We start from the raw sequence: 20258 nt of genomic DNA, 5'->3' as shown, positions 1-20258 counted from the left end.
CAGAGCCCGCTGAGAATCAAAAAAGAGAATTCAGGCGGTCTTCCTTCACTTGCAAACAAGTTCTAAGACCAACTTTCTCGTCTTTTCTTCTTTGCGATCTCGGCGCCCTCGGCGTTTCAAATCTTTTCCAGCTTCAGGTTTACATCCCGCACTTGCGGTCGCTGCAAGCGTGTTTCTCCGGCTTGTGCAGGATCTGGCCGAGCTTGCGCTGAAGCCGGAATCCGGTGTAGATGAGGCTGTCACGCAGCGAGTTCTTGCCGACCGGCCAGGGTTTCCACCCGCGTGCTCGCAGATTGGCGTTCGCCTGATACAGGGCTCGTCTACGATCGAGATCGGGGGTTCGAAAGGTGATGCTGAAGGAGATGGAGACCGAGTTGCCGTTTCGGACCCAGTGTGGAAAGGTCACGGGGAAGTGGAGTCCCTGTCCGGACTGAAGCTGATAGGTCCAGCCGGTCTCTTCCGCTGATTTCTTCAGCTTCAGATTGCGGCCGCGGTCCGAATAGAACCCTTCCAGATCTTCTTCCGAAACGATGTTCGAATCGGTTCCGTCCAGCATACGCACTTCCTTGCTTCCGCGAATCTGCAGCAGGAAATTGTGTTCCGGGTCGATATGAAACGGGGTGACCGATCCCGGCGAACTGACGAACACGAACGCCTGCGGCTGCATCATCCCCGGTGCGATTGGTTCTGAATAAGGACGAATCTCTTCGAGGCATTCGTTGAGCAGCTGGGCGTATTCCGGATCGTTCTCAACGTACTTCAGCACCATCCATGAGCGGCATTCTTCAATGCGGCGAATGGTTTCTTCGACCGAAAGGCCGTTCCGCGGCGTCAGTGCCGGGTCGATGCTGACGGGAAGATTGCCCGCATTGTACTCAATGCAGGATTCGGGGAGTCGGCGTGACAGTTCCAGAATCCGTTCCATGCTGAACAGCGGATGAGTGCACAAATTGTGCTGAATCAGAAACGGCTTCTTGCTGAAGCAGTTCTCGAACTCGACCGGCTGAATCTCGAGATGTCGGGAGCTCGCAGCCGATGCGGAAGCTGCGGACTGAGAAGTCGATGAGCGGGTGACTGGTGGTGCTGACATCGAAATGCCTTCGCAAATTGGATTGTGGTTTTATTGTCTGTCGGAGCACGACGCGTCAGCGAGTGCATTTTCATGCTGTACGGAGAAGTTCTCTCGACTTCGCAGCATGCTCTGAAAATTTGAACTGTCTGAATCAACTGAATCAGCTGGCCGGTCGCTCTCCGCTTTCAATGCTTCCGGTCTTCAGAAAGGTACTGGAGAACTTCTCCACCCAGCGTTTCCGAACCCGGTTCAAAGATCGCAGGAACGGGAGAGCGCCGATTGCAAGATCTCCCGTACTGGTGCCGGTTGAAAGGATCATCCTTCGGACGAGACGACGCTCTGTCCAAAGGCGGTCGATCATCTGATGTCCGGGAACCGCACAGGAATCGCTCCACGTGATCTCTTCATCCGCAGCCAGATGCTGCAGGCTGTCGAATTCCAGCTGAACGCCCGGCGAACAACTGTGATGTGTTTCATCGAACGCAATTTTGAATGCAAAGGCGACGGGAGGGGACAGAAGAATGCACTTGAGTGCGATCGGCTCACCGTTGAGAAACAGGCCTTCCAGCCGGACTCTTCCGGCAGCGAAACCTCGTTGGATCATTTCGCGGAAGAAGGTCGATTCCTCGGGATGCTGTTTGATGGCGGTGCCTGCGCGGGCTTTCCAGCCCTGTGCCTCAAGATCGAGGAACCAGTCAATCCAGCAGTCAACTGCCCGACGTTCTTGAATCTGGCGATACTCCAGTTGTCCGAGTGCTTCCAGCTTACGGCGTTTGCGACGGTATTCGCGAACGTGGTGTCCCCCCAGTGCGTTCTTGAAATACTCTTCCGTGTTGCCGTGGCAGTTCGCAGCGGCCCGCAGATACTGATCCGGAAGGAACGTTGTACACAGGTTTTCGCGAAGAACCTCGGTGATGCCGTGATTGAGCGGTCCTTCGCCGGTCACCAGCGGCAATTCGAGGGAGACCGGCCGGGATTGCGAATCGCGAATGAAATTCAGGGTGGTCCGGAGAACATTGGAAGTGCAATTCCGGTCGACCAGGGGGCTGGTCAGGAAGCAGAACTGGTTCTTCCAGAGACTCCACTGAGACAGTCCGAGGGGGCCGCGCGATTCCACAAACGGAAAGAAACCGCACAGTTCAGGCACGCCCGGTTTTTTGGCTTCGGTTCGATAAATCTGCAGGAAGTGCCAACGTTGCGAGTTCCCCAGGTGGCGGAGGGCCGGAATCAGGAACCAGGGTTCGTAGAACGGGTTCGGGTCGGCGCTTCTGGAGCTCAGCGTCTGCCACTGTTCTTCGATCTGACTGAGTTCCTCAGGAAGACGGCTCTCGACGACGCTGTACCGCATCCCGTCCGTCCCCAGAAAACCGGGGACAGCTGTCTCCGGGGGGCAAGGAGGGGAGGGCGTCGATTTCGGAATCGGTTCCAGAACAGTCATTTCGTGCTGCGGTTCGTCGGTCTCATGTGGATTCCCGCGTCAACTCCCCTTGAGAAATCGATTGGCTTCGAGACTGCATCTGGGGAGATGCGAAGTGTCGAACTCGTTTCAAAGAAGGACGTTCGGACGATTTGTGCTCCCCTGCCAATCCAGGATCACAGGCTCAGGAAGACGACAACTTCTAAGAAAGTAGCTCACCCCGGAGCGGTGGCTGCGGATTCGGGCGGCATTTCACTGGACAGTTCACGACGGGCGTTCTTTGCCGATTCAATCGTTAGATATGGCGTTTTCCTGCAAATCGACTCATGCATCAGAATCCAGCACGTCGATAGAACCGATGCTTCTATCGTCATCACCTAGGGGGAAATTCGTGATGCGCCCAAAATCTCTTCGATGGCGTCACCGCGCAATGAGTGTCGCGATGGCCGTCAGTTGGGCATCCAGCATGCAATTTGCCGGCTGCCTGAATAATCCAACTCATCCCGATCTCGCAGGAGAAGCCGGTAAGGCTGCTCTGCGGGCGGAGCAGGACCTTGCCAAGCAGAAGGTCGAGCTCGCCAGCGCCAAACTCCCGGATCGTCCGGATGAGGGGAGCAAGGTCGTCGCAGCCGGCGGAGAGGTTCCCCAGGAAGACTCTCCCATTCTGCAGACCGGCAGCGAATCCCCGGAAAAGAAGAAATCCTTCTGGAGTTTTCTCAGTCCGAAATCGGATGAGCCGGCTGTGAAGGATCCGTTTGCTGATCAACCGGAGCTCAAGCCTTCGGAGAAAGCAACTGCTCCTGCGAGCGGCAAAGCACGACTCGCATCTTCATCGACCCCAGCTGCCGATGCCCCGACGGAGAATTCCGAGAAGGGAACTGAGAAGCCGGCCGAGAAGGATCCGTACTCTGCGGACAACTGGTTCGAGAAAGAGTTCGCCGGCAAGCCGGAACCCTCGGACTGGGAAAAGCAGGCTGCTGCCACTTCCACGGCCGCAGCCGCCAAAGCTGCTCTGCCCAACAAGTCAGAGGCCAGCCTGCCTGCCAGGGCCGCTGCTCCTGCCAAAGAAGCGGGTGTCGCTCGCGAAATGCCCGCTCAGGAAGAACCCTGGATGACCCGACAGCCCGCTGCAGGGGATTCCACCGGGAAAGTCAGCCTGAATGCGAAACCGGCCCCGGCAACCGAAGGGACTGCATTCAAACTGCAGCAGAAGCCTTCGGCGGACACTCCGAATTCGCTGAAGCCGGCCGAAAGTCCAGTTGCACGCCAGCAGAAACTTCGCGTTCAAGCACTGCTCTCGGATGCTCATACAAGCAGCCTTCGCGGGGAGTTCCACGCTGCCTACCGGAGTGCACTGCTGGCGGAGAGAATTGCCAGCGAGAATCAGATCACCTTCGCGGAGGGGGAAGAGAATCCCCACGAATTCGCAAAGGCGATGGCTGCCAAGATCTGGCGGACGTCGAACACTTCCGACGATGCGTACCTGGCTGCAACCGAAGTCGCCGCTGCAACCCGCGAAGAGCCGAAACAGAATCCGAAACCGGAAGCTCCCGTTGTGGCCAAATCCACATCGGCCTTCCCGGATGACGTCTTCGCGACCTGGGAGCCGCTGCCCGACAACATCGATCAGCGACCTGCGCTCGCAACACGGTCGCCTCAGCCGCAGGTGACCAAACCGGCAACGGCAGTCACGCAGTCAACGCCGACGTTCGCTGCTGAGGCTCTTCCGGAGATCCGGCCCTGGAACAGCGACCGGGTCAAGAGCCAGACGACAGCCCCGCGTGAGCTCTCTCAACCGGACCAGACACGTCCTGCTTTGTCAGCACCGTCAACTGCCTTGAATCCCGCACCGACACTGGACCCGCTTCCCGAGACTCGCAAGCATTCGGGAAGCTCCAGCGATCCGGGAGTTCAGTTTGCGATCGCCCATACTGTTTCCGAAGAAGGAGCCCCCAGTCTGCTGGATCCGTTCGACGGCCACGGCAGAGCGAACTCGTATCAGACAGGGTCGGGAACCGATCTGGCAGCGGCAACGCTCGACCGTCAGCGTCCACTCCTGATGGCTCCTCCGACCCCGGTCGACAGCCAGATGCAGTTGGCGGAACAGAGTTCCATGACTTGGGATGAACTTTCCCAGGCGAAAGGGAAAGCAGCCACCGCCAGCCAGAGCAAAAAGGCCAAGGCCGCGGCAAAATGGCGAGTCATGTGGTCTCTGCTGGGACTGGCGGGGGCAGGGATTGCCGCCTTTGTCGGAGTTCGATTCGCACGGTCTGAATCCCGTGGGTACTCGGATCGCAGCCTGGGAATGCAGGACCTTCCGCCCGTCGCGGTTCCGGCAAGTCCGGCAGCCTTGGAAATGCTGAATTCTCCAGCCCCCGAAGATCCTGCAGCATTGCCGCTGCAGTTCAAACGGGCTGCGTAGCCCCTGTCACAGGGGAGTGTGGCGGCGATTCAGGGTGATTTGTCGTTCGAAAGCTGTGTTTATCGCCGCCGGAACGCCGCACGTTCGTGAGGTTCGCTCTAGACAGGTCTGTGATTCGTCCAGAATCCACAGTCAGGAATGACACTTCCAAAAGCCTCCGACAGACCTGTCGGGGGCTTTTTTTATTGAGATTTCGGGGTGATCGGGGCCGGCTGGTCGCTGTGAATTCCCGGTTCTTTCGGCGTCGTAGCCTGCTGCTGATTGAAAACGAACTGTTTCGAATTTGCGGGATCTAGCGGCCGTGAGAGATCTGCGTGTCACGTCAAATCCGAAATCTGCCCGCTTGTCACGTTTTATGACCTACAGTCTTATCACAGGAACATCGAATCGCGATCCAAAGTGCGGGCATTCGCGCGGCGATCCGTCATGAGTCCAGACTGTTTTCTACTGATCCCTGTCTTTCTACTGACAACTCACAAACTGACATCTGACAAGAGGTTCTCATGGCCGATCCCTGGAGCCGTCCCACTCCGACTGACCTGCGTGAAGTGCTCGAAAGCATCGGCAGATCCGAGATCAACCACAATCGCAGTGCCGAACGTCTGGAGCTGGCTGTCCCCGCCGAAATCACCACCGGCCGTGGCAACACGGTCTCCGCAGTGACGCGAGAAATCAGCCGCTTCGGAATCGGCCTGCTGCACAAGGGCTATGTGACACCCGAAGAAGTCACCGTTCGCATGGCGAGCGACACCCGCGAATTCGAATACCGGGTCATGCTCCAGTGGTGCAATCCGTGTGATAACGGAATGTTCATCAGCGGCGGCCGGTTTGTGGGTCAGAAAAATAGCAAAGCCTGAAGCGAACTGAGCCGGTGAGGTGGATCGCTCAATGTCGCTTTCGAGCGAGCAACCCCGTCGTTCATTGCCACACACCCAGGCACATTGCCTGCTGCAGAAATCTCAACGGCCGCACGAATGGACATTGTCCAAGTGCGGCTGTCCCGTTTTCAGGTGTCAGTCCTACGAGCAGACAGGCACTACCGCTCGGCTCGTGAGATCGTCTCGGCCAGTGCAATGGCCTTCAGCTGTCCGCGTGCTTTGTTCAGGGTTTCCTGATACTCGCTGGCAGGGACACTGTCCGCGACGATCCCTGCTCCCACCTGCACGTACGCTTTGCCGTTCATCATCACGAGCGTCCGCAGCGCGATACAGGTATCCATGTTGCCAGTGAAGTCGAGATATCCGACCGCTCCTGCGTAAGGACCTCGGCGGTGCTTCTCGAATTCATCGATGATCTGCATCGCGCGGACTTTGGGGGCACCCGAGACCGTTCCCGCAGGCAGACCTGCACGCAGAGCGGCCAGGGCCGTCAGTCCCGGTTGCAGCTGTCCGGTCACGTTCGAAGTGATGTGCATCACGTGGCTGTATCGCTCGACCACCATCAGATCGCTCAATTTCACCGAGCCGTATTCCGCGATGCGGCCGACGTCATTTCTCGCCAGATCGATCAGCATGACATGTTCGGCGCGTTCTTTGGGGTCGGCCAGGAGTTCCGCTGCCAGAGCTGCATCTTCCTGCTCATTGCGTCCCCGCTGACGGGTCCCTGCCAGTGGGCGAATGGTGGTGATTCCGTCCTCGACCCGGACCATGATTTCCGGAGAACTTCCGACCAGCGTGGCATGCGGTGTCTGCAGCAGGAACATGAACGGACTGGGATTCACGACCCGCAGCGCACGATAGACGTCCATCGGGGAAGCAGGCGTCTGCACTTCAAGACGCTGGCTGAGCACCACCTGAAAGATATCTCCCGCACGAATGTATTCCTGAGCCGAACTGACTGCCTGTTCGAATTCCGCCTTTGTAAAGTCGGACGTCCATTGCGGAAAGTCTGTGATTCCCAGTTCAACATCGGGCATCGACAGCCCAGCATCACGGTCCTGCAGTTGCTGGCAGAGCACATCCACGCGGGCACAGGCGCGCTCGTACGCCTGTTGCGGGTCGGTGCCGTCCGTGCGGGCATGCACGACCACTAACGTTGTCTTGCGAATGTGATCAAAGATGATCATCGCATCATGAAAGGCGAACGACAGGTCCGGGAGATGGCGATCATCTTCGGGAGCATTCTCGAGTTTCTCTGTATATCGGACCACGTCGTACCCGGCGTAGCCGACCGCTCCTCCCACAAATCGGGGGACATCCGGCAAGTGAACTGATCGATACTTCTGCAGAAGTGAATCGAGTTCGTCGAGAGGATCAGCGACCGTCTTCCGGGTCTGCTGATTGTTTTCGGTGATGACGACTTCGTTTCCGTAAGCTTCGATCCGGAGAAACGGATCGCCGCCCATGAAGCTGTACCGCCCGACCTTTTCTCCGCCAATGACGCTTTCAAACAGGAACCGGTCCCGGGTCCAGCCAGCCTTGCAGTACGCGGAAACCGGTGTCAGCGTGTCGCTGTAGATCATTCGATACACAGGGACAAGCGGTGCCTGAGTGGCGAGTTCGCAGAAATCCTGATACGCGGGCTGATGCATGTCGAAGCTCAAAGTCGGAAAACCCCTGAGTCCCTTCCGCAGCACGACCCGGCAGCGGAATACTCGGGGAACATCTTAACGACTTCGAAAATGTTTGGCTGCACACTTCGGGAGTTCAACTCGAGTGGAGCCAAGCCGACTTTTCGTGGCACAAAACGCCGGAGAAATACGATTCACCACGGAGACGCAGAGACACGGAGGTTTTTTAGAACCGCGAATGACACGAATCCAGCGAATTCTTTCCCGGCTCCATCTCAATGTGTCTGCACCGGAAATGGCTGGGAAAGCCGAATTGAGGATCGGGATGACTATGGCGATTCGATTCGCAATATTCGCCAAATTCGCGGTTCCTTCCATTCTCCGGAGATTCGCGGACCTACCCGGGACAATAAAAAAGCCCGCGAAGCTTGTTCGCGGGCTGGTTGCCCCGGGAAGAGCAACTTTTTACTTCGCTGCGGAGTCGAACGTGGTCGTCGGAGCAGCCACTTTGCGGTAGCCAAGGTCGCGAATCACTTCGAGAACTTCGCTCCAGGTGGGGAACTGGCGGCCGCTGCGGCGTTTGTAGTCGTCCATGGCCCGCATGAATTCAATTTCGTCTGGCTTGTAGTCGCGTTCGCAGGTAGTCGGGTCAATCTGGCGACGACGCTCGACCTTTCTCCGTTCGCTGATTCGGTTTTCGGTGGCTGGGCAGGCTTCGGTCGTCAGCCGCTCGCGGCGATCCGAGCCGGCGATCCTTGAACCGCCGACTTGCCCGAAGCTCGGGCGTAGAAATCGCATCATCAATCATTCCGTCTTTCTCCATTCAGTCTTGGGAGGGGTACCATGCCGTCATGCAGAAAGCTCCGCTTCAGCAACACGGACTTGTTGGCGACTTTCCGGCCCTGGTGTCTGAGTCAAATGCCTCCAGCGGGATGACCAGACCTCGAGCGCGGATGGGGGTCACCAATGTTGACAATCCATCGCCCTAACAATGCGCTCAGATTTCTGATCAGGCGGGCTGAGGATGCGAAAAAGTCCAGGAAAGGGGCGAAGAGTGCGAAAGTTTGGAGGATTGAATCGATAAAAGCGATTGTGCGGGCATCTCGACTGACTGCCGATCGACCACCGTGGCAACGCACCGGCAGATTTCGCCGGTGCGATGTGAGAATTCGTCCGAAAATCCACTGCAACCGGTAAAGTCGCTCGATTCATTTCAGCCCTGAATCATTCGAATCCGAATCATTTTGTATGGAATGACATGCAGATTGCCCGTTGTACAAGTGTGCAGATGGGGCAACCTGCCTGAAATGCGGAAGATTCGGATCGCCTGCATGGATGCAGTTTCACTTTCCCAGGAATTGGCTTCGGGCTGGATCACTCAGGTGAACCAGTTGTCGAGGCAACTGCGACGGCAGCTGGCCGAGCGGTACGGACAGATTGATCTGACCGAGTCCCGGGCAGCCGTGCTCCTCGCACTGACAGGTGCTTCACAGCGGTTCACCCAGACCGATCTTGCCAATGAGTTGGGTCTGTCGGAATCCAGTCTCTGCGGCCTGATCGAACGGATGCGTTCGGAAGGACTGCTCGAGCGGGAACGGTCTCCGCTGGACCGGAGAAAGTCGGTCCTCACTCTGACCGTAGCGGGGAGAGAACGATGCAACGTGATCGAACACCTGCATGCGAACCTCGAAGCCGAGATTCATGGTGCACTCCAGTCGCGGGGGCACAGCCCGGCGGCCACGATGTTCACTGAACTGAGTCGCTGTCTTCAGTCGCTCGAGGCGACTTCGCCCCCGATACGGAGGGCAGCCTGATGTTTCCCTCACTTCAAAACAGACTTCTGGCACTCGCACTCCTTCTGTCGGCCGGGTTCTGCGGATGCTCGCGAACGTTCTGGCGAGATCAGGCGGATCGTGATTCGTATCTGGCGATTACTGAGAAACTGAACGATCCTCGCTGGGTTCTGCCGCGGATCGACGTCACGCCGAATCCAGCAAGCCGGTTCTACGACCCGTACGATCCTGATGAAGAGCCGCTCCCGCCTGATGACAGCGCTGCTGCGGTTTACATGCGGTGGGTGGACGGCTGGCAGGGGTACAAAGGCTGGCACAAATTCGGCGATGTGATGACCGTCGAAAACCCGCAATGGCTCGCGAACTTCGGCATCAGCACGGATAACGTCGACCCTCTCACGGGGGAATTGATGGGCCCTCTCCCGGAATTGAAAAACGTCACGCTTCCCCAGGCAGTGGAACTGGCGCAGATCAACAATCGGGATTATCAGTTCGAAATCGAGAACATGTATCTGGCCGCGCTGGCTGTCACGTTTCAACGTTTCCAGTTCGGGGTGCGGTATCTGAATGCAGCCGGGATTGAACCGGTGGCTGCCTCCACAGCCACCTTTGTTCCTCACGGTCCTGGTGACACAGTCGTAGCGGGTGCTGCGGGGGGAGTCAGTCAGTTGCTGCCGGCCGGAACGCAATGGGCGGTCGAATTCGCGAACAACACTATCTGGCTGTTCGGGGGTGGGAATCAGACTCAGTCGATGTCGAATCTGTCATTCTCACTGGTGCAGCCGCTGCTGTTCGGCGCAGGTCGCAAAGTGGGACTGGAAGGTCTGACCCAGTCAGAGCGCGGATTGCTGTATCAGGCACGCGTCCTTGCGAGACTCCGCCAGCAGATCTTTACCAGCGTCGTCGGTGGTGGAACCGGATTCCTGCAGCTGCTGTACGAAGTGCAGCAGATCCGGAACCTGAAAGGAAATATCGGCAGGCTTGAGGAGCAGATCGAGAAGCTGCTTTCTCAATCGGCCCGCAATAAACGGTTTGCCAGTGAAGACCTTCAGGAGTGGCCTGCCAACACGCCGTTGCCCGCCGATCTTCCGCCTCCGCTGGCTGGCAAATTGCGGTTTGATCAGGCACTCAAGCGAATTCGCTGGATCTCCGAGCTGGAAGTCACGGAAGCCGAAGTTCAGGCTTTGCGGAACCTCAGCCCGGATCCGGGGTTTCAACATTCAGTGAACAGGCTCATCGACACTCTGCAGACAGACGTGGCAACACTGGACGTCCTCAACCTGCAGTCGAGTCTGGCGACCAATACCAATCAGCTGAGAACTCTGGAACGGACGCTTCAGGATGACCTGGACAGTTTCAAGATTTTACTGGGGCTGCGGACGGACATGGTGTTTTCGATCGAAGACTCGCTGCTGAAGCAGTTCGAACTCATTGATCCGGGGCTGTCTGATCTTGAAGAGGCAGCAAAGGATCTGGTCGACCACTGGGCCGATCTTGATGATGAATCTCCGGACTTCGAGGCACTCAAACGTGCTTACGTCGTGCTTCTCAGTCTGGTGGACAAGACGCGGCGAAACGGGATGGACGTTGTCATCGAGGACATGCGTCGGGCCAGACTGGAACTGCCGCGTCGCCTTCGGGAAATCAGTGAGGAAGACGGCATCGTACTTCGATCCGATCTGGAGCGGGCGGAGATTCTGCTGGGAGGAGCCCGAGAGGAACTTCAGGATCTGCGAGAAGATATCCTCGAAACGGCGCGGGGATTAGGGGTCAGAGAAGAAGATCCTCTCATCTCCATGGCCGCCTATCGGGAACTCTACAAGTTCCGTGAGCGACTTGTGCGACTGACTCAGAACCTGACTGTCATCCAGATCAGCATGCGGGTCGAATTGATCGAAGTGCAGCCGTTTGAACTGGCTCTGCAAAGGGCTGTCGAGATCGCCATCGACAATCGGGTCGACCTGATGAACGAACGGGCGCGGGTGATGGATGCCCGGCGAAAAGTGGAAATCGCCGCGAATGCACTGCTTTCGTCCGTCAATATCGTCGCGGAAGCGGATGTCGGGACGTCGAACAGCAACAATCCGTTTGACTTCCGCGGAGACCAGAGCCGGCTGCGGGCGGGTTTCTCGTTCACAGCACCCCTGGATCAGATTGATGAACGAAATGCCTACCGGATTTCGCTGATCAACTATCAACGTCAGCGACGCGAGTACATGCTGGCGGAAGATGTGGTGAAACAGCAGGTGAGAAATGCCTGGCGTCAGCTCTTCGTCCTGCGTCAGAATCTGGAGACGTCCCGACGGGCGGTCCGGATTGCGGCTTTGCAGTACGATTCTGCTGTCGAACAGAGTAATGCGCCGCCCGACAGCCGGACGGTGGCCGGAGCTGCCGGGGGGGCCAGCCGCTCGTCGGGGAACGGTCTGGCGGGAAATAACCTGATTTCCGCGTTGAACAATATTCTGAATGCCCAGAACAATCTGGTCTCGACGTATATGAACTACGAGCGGAATCGCCTTAACATTTATCGGGACATGGGTATTATGGAGATTGGGGAGAACGGCCTGTGGGTCGACCCCTTCTACCTGAACCAGGAGAATGGACAAGCTGATGAAAGTCCGGAAGAACCGCTCGGGCCGAGTATCGATGTGGATCCTCTCGTGCCTCCTGCTGCTGGGGCTGGGCGGAGCCGCTTGGGCCGGGGGTCTGCTGAGCCCGGGCTGGTGGCAATCCCTGACAACCTCAACAGCCGCCCGCGAGGCGCCAAAGCACCTCATGCTGGAAACGGTCAGATCCGGACCGTTTCTGGTCAGCATGAGCATGCAGGGGTTTCTCGATAGTCGCAGAAATGCCACGCTCTCCAGTCTGGTCGAAGGGACCACCACCATTATCAGCATCGTTCCGGAAGGGACATGGGCTGAAGTGGGGGATGTCCTCTGCGAACTCGATGCCTCCGTGCTGCGCGAAAATTTCAAGCAGCAGGAGATCGTGACGACGCAGGCTTCCGCTGCACTGACGGCAGCCAAGGAAACTTTGGAGATCCAGAAGAATCAGAACGAAAGCGACATCGCCGCCGCGGCATTGAAGTCGCTGATCGCTGAACTGGATCTGAAAAAATACGTCTCCGAAGGAGGCGATTACGACCAGCAGCAACACGCGCTGGAAGGGAACGTGGCCATCGCTCAGGAAGAACTGGCCCGCGCTGAAGAGACCCAGGCGTTCACCGCCAGCCAGGTCAAGAAGGGGTACGCCAGTCAGAATGAACTTGAGGCTTCCCGGATCGCGGTCAAGCAGGCTAATCTGAAGGTGCAGGGGGCCGTGGAACTGCTGGCGGTGCTGGAAAATTTCACCAAGGAACGAACCATCGCCGAAATGAAGGCAAACGCCGAAGAGTCCAAGCGCGAAGTCAAACGCGTGGAACTGAAAGCGGAATCCGCACGCACCCAGTGCGAAAAGCAGGCGGAGGCAGCCCAGCTCACCTACGATGTCGAACGGGAGAAACTGGATCGACTGCGAAAGCAGATTGAGGCGTGCACTCTGCGAGCCACACAGGCGGGCGAAGTGGTGTATGCCACCAACGGTTCCAATGGCAGCCGACGTTCCGAACCCATTCTGATTGAGGCAGGTGCCACCGTCCGCGAGCGTCAGGCGATTATCAATCTGCCTGATGTTACACAGATGAAGGTCGACTGTCGGGTGCACGAATCCCTGATCGGAGCGGTTCGAAAAGGCTTGAAGGCCCGAATCCGGGTGGATGCGTACCCGGATGAGATCTTCAACGGAGAAGTCTCGCACGTCTCTTCCGTTCCCATGTCAGGCAGCTGGCCGAATTTCGACCTGCGTGAGTATCCGACGGAAATCGTCCTCATGGATGACGTCGACAAGGTTCGCAAACTGCGACCGGGACTGACATCCCAGGTTGAACTGCTGGTGGATAACCGTCCCAGCGTCCTGCAGGTGCCCATGCAGGCGGTCGTGACAGTCGCCAACAAGCAGCTGGTCTTTGTTTATCGTAACGGAAAGGCAGCACCGCAGGTTGTGAAGATCGGGCAGGCCAATCAGTCTCATCTGGAGGTGCTGGATGGGCTGCAGGAAGGGGATCGGGTCGTGATGAATCCTCGCAGCCAGTTCGCCGACGAGATCGCCCGAATTGAAGCGGATCTGCACTCCACACAGGAGAAAGAAGCCCCGAGCGTCCCCAGTGCCCCGGGAATTCCTGTTGTCCCGGGGGCGGCGGCTGAAGAGAAGCCGGCTGCACCTCCCGGAGGAAATGCCGCCATGAATCCAGCCGCTCTGTTCGCTCGACTTGATAAGAACAGCGACGGAGTCCTGACCGCTGATGAGGTGCCGGATGCGGAACGGTTCGCGCGGATGGACAAGGATGGCGACGGCAAGGTGACGCCGGCGGAGCTGGCAGCCGGCCGTCCTGGGACATAATGAAATGCACTTGCTGACGCAGCGTGCTCTGTTCAGTCTGCGAATCAAGCCTTCTCTCTGGTGAAGTGAACAATCTCGATATGGAACTGGCTGCCAAACTCGTCGATCTGCACAAGTACTACGACCTGGGAGCCGTTACGGTCAAAGCTCTGCGCGGCGTCTCACTCGAGATTCCCAAAGGGGATTTCATCTCGATCATGGGCTCGTCCGGCAGCGGAAAGAGTACGCTGCTCAACCTGCTGGGAGCGCTCGACCGCCCCACCAAGGGAGAGTATTACCTGAGCGGACAGGATGTTTCGAAGTTAAACGACGATGAACTTTCTTCGGCGAGGAATTCGCTGATCGGCTTCATCTTTCAGTCGTTCAATCTCATTCCTCAGTACACGGTTCTTGAGAATATTGAAGTCCCCCTGCTTTACCGCCCGGGATACCCTCCCATTACAGCGGTCGATCGAGAGCGGTGTGCAGCCGTCGCGGAACGGGTGGGGTTGGGCCAGCGTCTGGATCACCGTCCTTATCAGCTCTCAGGAGGACAGCAGCAACGCGTGGCCATCGCCCGTGCTTTGATCAACGACCCAGCGATCATCATGGCGGATGAACCGACCGGAAACCTCGACTCCAAAACCGGTGAGGAGATCATGGGGATGCTGAAGGATCTGAATGCTGAAGGCCGTACGATCATCATGGTGACGCATGAACCTGAGGTCGCGGAGCAGACCAAACGCCAGATTTTTATGAAAGACGGAGTCATCGCCGGACACGGAGTATTTCGGGGGTGAAAGGGATTTGTCATTGGGGATTTGTCATTGGGGATTTGTCAATTGTCATTTGTCATTGTGACGAGAGTCCAGAGTCCAGAGTCGCTAACTCGGTGGACTGGACGTCATCCCCAATCCCCAATCCCCAATCCCCAATCCCCAATCCCCAATCCCCAATCCCCAATCCCCAATCCCCAATCCCCAATGACAAATGACAAATGACAAATGACAAATGACAAATGACAAATGACAAATAAATCCCCCCCAACCAACCGCCCCGTCCTCCTGACCTCTGCCCCTTGACCTCTGACCTCCGCCGCTCATGTCCCGATTTCTCCGCACCGTCCGACTTGCCATGAAGAGCCTGCTGCTGCACAAGCTGCGCTCCGGCTTGACGATGCTGGGAATTGTGTTCGGGGTCTTTTCGGTGATTGCGATGCTCGCGATCGGAGAAGGGGCCAGTCAGCAGGCTCAGGAGCAGATTCTGAGGCTGGGGGCGACCAACATCATCGTGCGCAGCGTCAAGCCGCCCGATGAAGCGGCCACGGGAAGCGCGAACAGCCGGGTCTTGCGCTACGGTTTGACCCGGGAAGACCACAACATTCTGAAACGAACCCTGCCCACAATTTCCGGGATGGTTCCGGTGCGCGAAGTGGTGATAGACGTCAGAAACCTGGAGTGGACCATCAACGCACGTGTGGTCGGATGCACTCCGGATTACGCTGAGATGAATCATCTGACTCTGCTGTCGGGGCGATTCCTTTCTGAACAGGACGAATGGACTCGGGCGAATAATGTCGTTCTGGCGAACGAGACAGCGAGGCTGCTGTTTCCAAGAGAACAGGCACTCGGCAAGTCGATCCAGATCCGGGGCCGGGCATATCAGGTGGTGGGGATTACCCGCGAGCGGACAGCATCTGCTGCCATCGGCGGAAGCATGTCCGGGCAGGACTACAACCGAGACGTTTACATTCCGCTGTCGACGTTTCAATCACGGATCAACACCAACGATCTGATCATGAAGACGACCTCGGGGTCGATGTCGGCGGAATCGGTGGTCTTTGACCAGATCACGCTGAAGGTCACAGACGTTGAAGACGTGATTCCAACCGCGGAAGTGGTGCAGGAGACGTTGCAGCGAACACATGGAATCAAGCGGGATTATTCGGTCGTCGTGCCGTTGGAATTGAAGAAGCAGGCGGATCAGCTGCGGAATATTTTCAACGTTGTGCTTGGTTCGATCGCCGGGATCAGCCTTCTGGTGGGGGGGATCGGCATTATGAACATCATGCTGGCGACCGTCACGGAGCGGACCCGGGAAATCGGGATCCGCCGTGCGCTGGGAGCCCGTCGTCACGATATTACCCAGCAGTTTCTTCTGGAAACGATTGTGCTTTCGGGAACCGGAGGTCTGATCGGGATGGCGCTGGGTCTGTGCACCCCGGTCGCCTTCAGCGGCATCAAGTACGTGGTGACCAACTACATTCTCGAGTCGGCGTCGACTTCGAATCTGTCCGACATGGGGCGGATGTTTCTGGGGATGACTCCCCGGATTGCCATCTGGAGTCTGCCGGTCGCCTTCGGATTTTCCGTTTTGACCGGTCTGGTCTTCGGGGTCTATCCAGCCCAGGCCGCGGCCAAGCTGGACCCGATCGAAGCGCTGAGGCACGAGTAATCATCAGTTGATTCTGAGGTCGCGTTCTGTGACCTCATTGGCCGGTGAAATCGGTATTCAATCCAGTCTTTGGAATTCGTATATAACTGGCTTGCAAGCTTCGCATCCTGCGAAATATGTTCACCCGTTCTTGCCCTTGCCGCCCCCCTTTCGTTCCTCAGGAGTGAATCCAGTGTCAGTCGTTCGCGCCAAGCAGCCTGCAGTTGTGAATTTCGCCAATCAACGGGGGGCCGTGGAACTCCGTGAAGTGGATGTTCCCGTGATCGGGGCCGAGGACGTGCTGCTCGAGGTTGCTGCAGTCGGTGTCTGCGGGAGCGACCTGCATCAATGGACCGCCGATCACAGCTGGCCCGTGGCGTATCCCGTCATTCTGGGACACGAATTCGGGGGCCAGATTGTCGAAGTGGGTGAACGTGCTGGTCCGTGGAAGACCGGGGACCGGGTCGTCAGCGAAACCGCTGCCATCATCGATCCGTTCAATTCGATGTCACGACAGGGACTCTACAACCTTGACCCGACCCGCAAGGGATTCGGATACGGGACTGACGGGGCTATGACGAAGTTCGTCAAGGTTCCTGCCCGCTGCCTCCACAAGGTGCCTGATACCCTGGCATTGGAAGTTGCCTGCCTGACCGAGCCCTGTGCTGTCGCTTACAGTGCTGTGGTGGCGAACGGGGACATCAAGCCGGGGGACCGCATCCTTGTGCTGGGGCCCGGACCGATCGGCCTGCTCTGTGCTGCCATGGCCAAGCTGCAGGGGGCGATCGTCGGTGTTGTCGGGCTGGAGCGGGACCGTGCCCGTTTTGAAGCGGTCAAACGCTACGGATGCGAGCCGATCATCGGTGACTGCCGCGACTGGGCCTACGCTGCCGACGGTCTGGGAGCCGACGGAGTGATCGATGCCGCCGGGGTCTCAGCCACACTGAAAACTGCAATTGATGTCGTTCGTCCTGCCGGTTGGATCAGCAAAGTGGGCTGGGGACGGGATCCCCTCAACTTCTCGCTTGATCCGCTGGTCCAGAAGAATGTCCGACTGCAGGGAAGCTTCAGTCACAACTGGCCGATCTGGGAGCGCGTCCTGCGATTGCTCGACACGGGACTTCTGAATCTGGATCCGGTGATGGGGGGAACGTGGTCGCTGGAGAACTGGCACGAAGCGTTCGAAACCATGCACTCGGGCAGCATCGCCAAAGCGGTGCTGAAGCCGTCACTCTCGGTGTGATGAATGGTTTATGGTTGAAGGTTTAAGGTTGGAAGAAGTGGTGCTACTAAACCATCAACCTTAAACCTTAAACCTTAAACGAACATAAATTGACTGTTGGCCCACCTGAAATCTGATTCTCACCCCCGGACTTCCTTTCTGAAAGCGTCTCGATGCCCAAGCTGGCTGCGTTTCCCAAGATGTACATGGATGATCTTGTCCTGACAGGCAAGATGACGTTGCGGGAGTGGATTGAACTCGCTTCCAAGCTCGAAATCGACGGGCTGGAAATGTACACCGGCATTCTCGATCTGCAGGATGCCTCGTACTGGCCGGAGGCCCGCAAGATCGCTGAGGATCACGGCCTAACGATGCCGATGATGTGTGCCTCGCCGGACTTCACCCATCCCGATCCCGAGTTTCGCAAGAAGCAGGTCGAAGACGAGAAGTTCTGGATTGAGATGACGGCAGCACTGGGGGGTCAGTACTGTCGCGTCCTCTCCGGACAAAGACGTCCCGAAGTGTCCCGCGAAGCGGGCATCGGGTACGCGGTCGAATGCATTGAAGCCTGTCTTCCGGCTGCCAAGGCTGCGGGCGTCACCCTGATCCTGGAGAACCATTACAAGGACAACTACTGGAAGTTTCCGGAGTTTGCCCAGTACACAGACGTCTTTTGCGACCTCGTCTCCCGCCTGGATGATCCGAACTTCGGCGTGAACTACGACCCCAGCAACACCATCCTTGCTGGTGAAGATCCGCTGGTGCTGCTGGAGAAGGTGAAACATCGCGTCGTCACCATGCACGCCAGCGACCGCTACCTCGCCAGCGGAACGATCGAAGATCTCCGGAAAGAAGAAGACAGCGTCGGTTACGCCAGCCGTCTGCGGCACGGTGAGATCGGAAAAGGGATGAACGACTACGACGCCATCTTCTCCACCCTCAAGGGGGTCGGCTTCGACAGCTGGATCAGCATTGAAGACGGCGTTGACGGGTTCGACCAGCTGGAACGAAGTGTCGCTTTCCTCCGCAAAAAGCTCGCTCAATACTGGCCCGCGTGATTCGTCAGAAGCCATTGAGTTCGTTCTCTTGACCGAGCCGCACGCTGCCGATGTGCGGCTCTATGCATCTCATCGTCCTTTCCGTTCGGTTCCAGCGGCCTCGGCCTTCATTTGGGGAGAAGACGGCGATGATCGACCATCCGTTCCGGGGATCGTTCTCGAGAGTTCGGAAACAATTTGAAACCTTGAAAAAGTTGCCGCTGCGCAGTCTTTCGTGAACCGGTGTCAATCTGCCACAATGCAGGTCCTTCCGGAATCGGTGCCAAAAAGATTGATGCAGAGGTGTGCTGTGAAGATTCGTTCGTTGCCTGGGTATCACTGCCTGCTGGGCCTGGTGGCAGTTCTCACTCTGGGAGTTGTTTCGGCGTTCGCCCAGACTCCGGACGCAGCCCCAGCTTCAGCCGCTGACCCAGCAAGTCCCGCCCCCGTCAATCCGGATCAGAGGCTGAAAGTCAGCGACGACGGCCAGTATCTGACCGACATGGACGGGCAGCCGTTCTTCTATCTCGCCGATACTGCCTGGGAGCTGTTTCATCGGCTCAACCGGGAAGAAGCGGTTCGGTATCTGGATGATCGGAAGGCCAAAGGCTTCAACGTGATTCAGGCCTGTCTGCTCGCTGAGTTGGACGGGCTGAACGCCCCCAATGCGTACGGACATCGCCCGTTGGCCGACAATGATCCTGCCCGGCCCGAGCTGAAGCCGGGTGATCACAACGACTACTGGGATCACGTCGACGACGTCATCGACATAGCCGCCGAACGCGGTCTGTTCGTCGCCCTGCTCCCGACGTGGGGAGATAAATGGGCCAAGCGGTCCGGGACCGGGCCGGAGATCTTCACTCCTGCGAATGCGGAAATTTACGGGGAATGGCTCGGACGACGATACTGCAAGAAGCCGGTCATCTGGATTCTCGGAGGCGATCGCGATCCTGAAAACGAAGTTCAAGTGGAGATCATCCGGGCGATGGCACGGGGCCTCGACAAAGGGGATGGCGGGGCCCATCTGAAGACTTTCCACCCGCAGGGGACCAGCAACTCGGCTCAGCTGTTTCACGCTGACCCATGGCTGGACTTCAACATGATTCAGTCGGGACATACCCGGCCGGTGCGTCCCAACTCCATTGACGCCCAGAAAAACCTAAACCGGACTCCGCCGAAACCGACGCTCGACGGCGAGCCCTGTTACGAGGATCACCCGGTGAAAGGGGAAAACTGGGACAAGCGGACCCAGCCGGGCATCACCCTTGTCTGGTTCGACGAATGGGACGTGCGGAAAGCGGCCTACGAATCGATCCTGGCGGGTGCCTGCGGGCACGCATACGGGAATCACAATATCTGGCAGTTCTGGCAGCCGGACCGCATGCCGATTTCCGCTGCCCGAACCCCGTGGACGGAAGCTCTCAATCATCCCGGCGCGGTGCAGATGAATTACCTGAAGAATCTGTTCACAGCCAGGCCCTACTGGCAGATGCGATTCGCGCCCGGGCTCATTGCCAAAGACGATTGCAACGATGACCACAAAGCCCACGCTGCCATGGCGATCGACGGGTCTTTCGCGATGGTCTACCTTCCGCTGGGAAGTCCCATCACGATCAAGCTCGATAAGCTCTCAGGGACGGAGATCGCAGCGTCCTGGTTCAATCCTCGCCAGAATTCCTCGCAGAAGATCGGCGTCTTTCCCAAGGCCGGGGAACAGCTCTTCGTCCCCCCTCATTCCGGCCGGAACAACGACTGGGTTCTCGTTCTGGACGATGCTTCGAAGAAGTTCCCACGGCTAGGGTCGAGTTATTGAGGAGGGGGAGTGGGTAGGAGGTAGGAGGTAGGAGGTAGGAGGTAGGAGGTAGGAGGTAGGAGGTAGGAGGTAGGAGGTAGGAGGTAGGAGGTAGGAGGTAGGAAAGCTTGATGCTGACTGCTGA

14 protein-coding genes are annotated in these 20258 nt (G+C 57.7%); 10 read left to right on the top strand and 4 right to left on the bottom strand.

Annotation, left to right across the window (positions count from 1 at the left end; translation table 11 throughout):
- Window positions 1-139: 139 nt before the first annotated feature.
- Window positions 140-1090 (bottom strand): JmjC domain-containing protein, encoded by a 951-nt coding sequence (locus tag SH661x_RS17790; protein ID WP_437224264.1) that lies wholly within the window; start codon window positions 1088-1090, stop codon window positions 140-142.
- Window positions 1091-1232: 142 nt separating this feature from the next.
- Window positions 1233-2510, bottom strand: coding sequence for a GNAT family N-acetyltransferase (locus tag SH661x_RS17785; RefSeq protein ID WP_437224262.1), 1278 nt, complete (start codon window positions 2508-2510; stop codon window positions 1233-1235).
- A 421-nt stretch (window positions 2511-2931) separates the two neighbouring features.
- Between SH661x_RS17785 and SH661x_RS17780 the strand changes: the two genes are divergently transcribed.
- Both SH661x_RS17780 and SH661x_RS17775 read left to right on the top strand, forming a co-directional pair.
- Entirely contained in the window at window positions 2932-4911 is a 1980-nt protein-coding gene (locus SH661x_RS17780; protein ID WP_437224260.1) for a hypothetical protein, read from the top strand.
- Between the two features lie 503 nt (window positions 4912-5414).
- On the top strand, window positions 5415-5768 hold the full coding sequence (locus SH661x_RS17775) for a PilZ domain-containing protein (protein WP_437224258.1): 354 nt from the start codon (window positions 5415-5417) through the stop codon (window positions 5766-5768).
- Window positions 5769-5947: 179 nt separating this feature from the next.
- On the opposite strand, the gene trpE is transcribed toward SH661x_RS17775, so the two are convergent.
- The gene (gene trpE, locus SH661x_RS17770; protein ID WP_437224257.1) at window positions 5948-7441 is read right to left on the bottom strand and encodes an anthranilate synthase component I; all 1494 of its coding nucleotides are present in this window, start codon (window positions 7439-7441) and stop codon (window positions 5948-5950) included.
- 444 nt (window positions 7442-7885) lie between these two features.
- On the bottom strand, window positions 7886-8221 hold the full coding sequence (locus SH661x_RS17765; RefSeq protein WP_437224255.1) for a hypothetical protein: 336 nt from the start codon (window positions 8219-8221) through the stop codon (window positions 7886-7888).
- A 530-nt stretch (window positions 8222-8751) separates the two neighbouring features.
- Between SH661x_RS17765 and SH661x_RS17760 the strand changes: the two genes are divergently transcribed.
- The 8 genes from SH661x_RS17760 to SH661x_RS17725 all read left to right on the top strand — a co-directional run bounded on the left by SH661x_RS17760 (window position 8752) and on the right by SH661x_RS17725 (window position 20134).
- Window positions 8752-9234: a MarR family winged helix-turn-helix transcriptional regulator gene (locus SH661x_RS17760; protein ID WP_437224253.1), complete on the top strand. Its 483-nt coding sequence runs from the start codon at window positions 8752-8754 to the stop codon at window positions 9232-9234.
- Window positions 9234-12053 (top strand): TolC family protein, encoded by a 2820-nt coding sequence (locus SH661x_RS17755; protein WP_437224251.1) that lies wholly within the window; start codon window positions 9234-9236, stop codon window positions 12051-12053. The genes SH661x_RS17760 and SH661x_RS17755 overlap by 1 nt, the downstream gene beginning before the upstream one ends.
- Window positions 11989-13650 (top strand): hypothetical protein, encoded by a 1662-nt coding sequence (locus SH661x_RS17750; protein WP_437224248.1) that lies wholly within the window; start codon window positions 11989-11991, stop codon window positions 13648-13650. Before SH661x_RS17755 ends, SH661x_RS17750 begins: the two co-directional genes overlap by 65 nt.
- An 80-nt stretch (window positions 13651-13730) precedes the next feature.
- Window positions 13731-14429, top strand: a complete 699-nt coding sequence (locus SH661x_RS17745) for an ABC transporter ATP-binding protein (protein ID WP_437231218.1) — start codon at window positions 13731-13733, stop codon at window positions 14427-14429.
- Between the two features lie 301 nt (window positions 14430-14730).
- The gene (locus SH661x_RS17740) at window positions 14731-16083 is read left to right on the top strand and encodes an ABC transporter permease (RefSeq protein WP_437224246.1); all 1353 of its coding nucleotides are present in this window, start codon (window positions 14731-14733) and stop codon (window positions 16081-16083) included.
- Between the two features lie 172 nt (window positions 16084-16255).
- Window positions 16256-17305, top strand: a complete 1050-nt coding sequence (locus SH661x_RS17735; protein ID WP_437224244.1) for a zinc-binding dehydrogenase — start codon at window positions 16256-16258, stop codon at window positions 17303-17305.
- A 152-nt stretch (window positions 17306-17457) separates the two neighbouring features.
- Window positions 17458-18342, top strand: coding sequence for a sugar phosphate isomerase/epimerase family protein (locus tag SH661x_RS17730; RefSeq protein WP_437224241.1), 885 nt, complete (start codon window positions 17458-17460; stop codon window positions 18340-18342).
- Window positions 18343-18631: 289 nt separating this feature from the next.
- Window positions 18632-20134: a glycoside hydrolase family 140 protein gene (locus tag SH661x_RS17725; protein WP_437224239.1), complete on the top strand. Its 1503-nt coding sequence runs from the start codon at window positions 18632-18634 to the stop codon at window positions 20132-20134.
- The last annotated feature ends 124 nt before the right edge of the window (window positions 20135-20258 follow it).

The organism is Planctomicrobium stercoris (assembly GCF_051465655.1).
GTDB lineage: Bacteria > Planctomycetota > Planctomycetia > Planctomycetales > Planctomycetaceae > Planctomicrobium.
The sequence above is the reverse complement of the archived record's forward strand: the minus strand, read 5'-3'. Positions and strand labels throughout refer to the sequence as shown.

What these genes read in the sequence shown, in the direction of transcription:
- SH661x_RS17790 (WP_437224264.1), bottom strand. Translation starts at nt 1,090, where the DNA reads ATGTCAGCACCACCAGTCACCCGCTCATCGACTTCTCAGTCCGCAGCT.
- SH661x_RS17785 (WP_437224262.1), bottom strand. Translation starts at nt 2,510, where the DNA reads ATGACTGTTCTGGAACCGATTCCGAAATCGACGCCCTCCCCTCCTTGC.
- SH661x_RS17780 (WP_437224260.1), top strand. Translation starts at nt 2,932, where the DNA reads ATGGCCGTCAGTTGGGCATCCAGCATGCAATTTGCCGGCTGCCTGAAT.
- SH661x_RS17775 (WP_437224258.1), top strand. Translation starts at nt 5,415, where the DNA reads ATGGCCGATCCCTGGAGCCGTCCCACTCCGACTGACCTGCGTGAAGTG.
- trpE (WP_437224257.1), bottom strand. Translation starts at nt 7,441, where the DNA reads ATGCATCAGCCCGCGTATCAGGATTTCTGCGAACTCGCCACTCAGGCA.
- SH661x_RS17765 (WP_437224255.1), bottom strand. Translation starts at nt 8,221, where the DNA reads ATGATGCGATTTCTACGCCCGAGCTTCGGGCAAGTCGGCGGTTCAAGG.
- SH661x_RS17760 (WP_437224253.1), top strand. Translation starts at nt 8,752, where the DNA reads ATGGATGCAGTTTCACTTTCCCAGGAATTGGCTTCGGGCTGGATCACT.
- SH661x_RS17755 (WP_437224251.1), top strand. Translation starts at nt 9,234, where the DNA reads ATGTTTCCCTCACTTCAAAACAGACTTCTGGCACTCGCACTCCTTCTG.
- SH661x_RS17750 (WP_437224248.1), top strand. Translation starts at nt 11,989, where the DNA reads ATGCTGGAAACGGTCAGATCCGGACCGTTTCTGGTCAGCATGAGCATG.
- SH661x_RS17745 (WP_437231218.1), top strand. Translation starts at nt 13,731, where the DNA reads ATGGAACTGGCTGCCAAACTCGTCGATCTGCACAAGTACTACGACCTG.
- SH661x_RS17740 (WP_437224246.1), top strand. Translation starts at nt 14,731, where the DNA reads ATGTCCCGATTTCTCCGCACCGTCCGACTTGCCATGAAGAGCCTGCTG.
- SH661x_RS17730 (WP_437224241.1), top strand. Translation starts at nt 17,458, where the DNA reads ATGCCCAAGCTGGCTGCGTTTCCCAAGATGTACATGGATGATCTTGTC.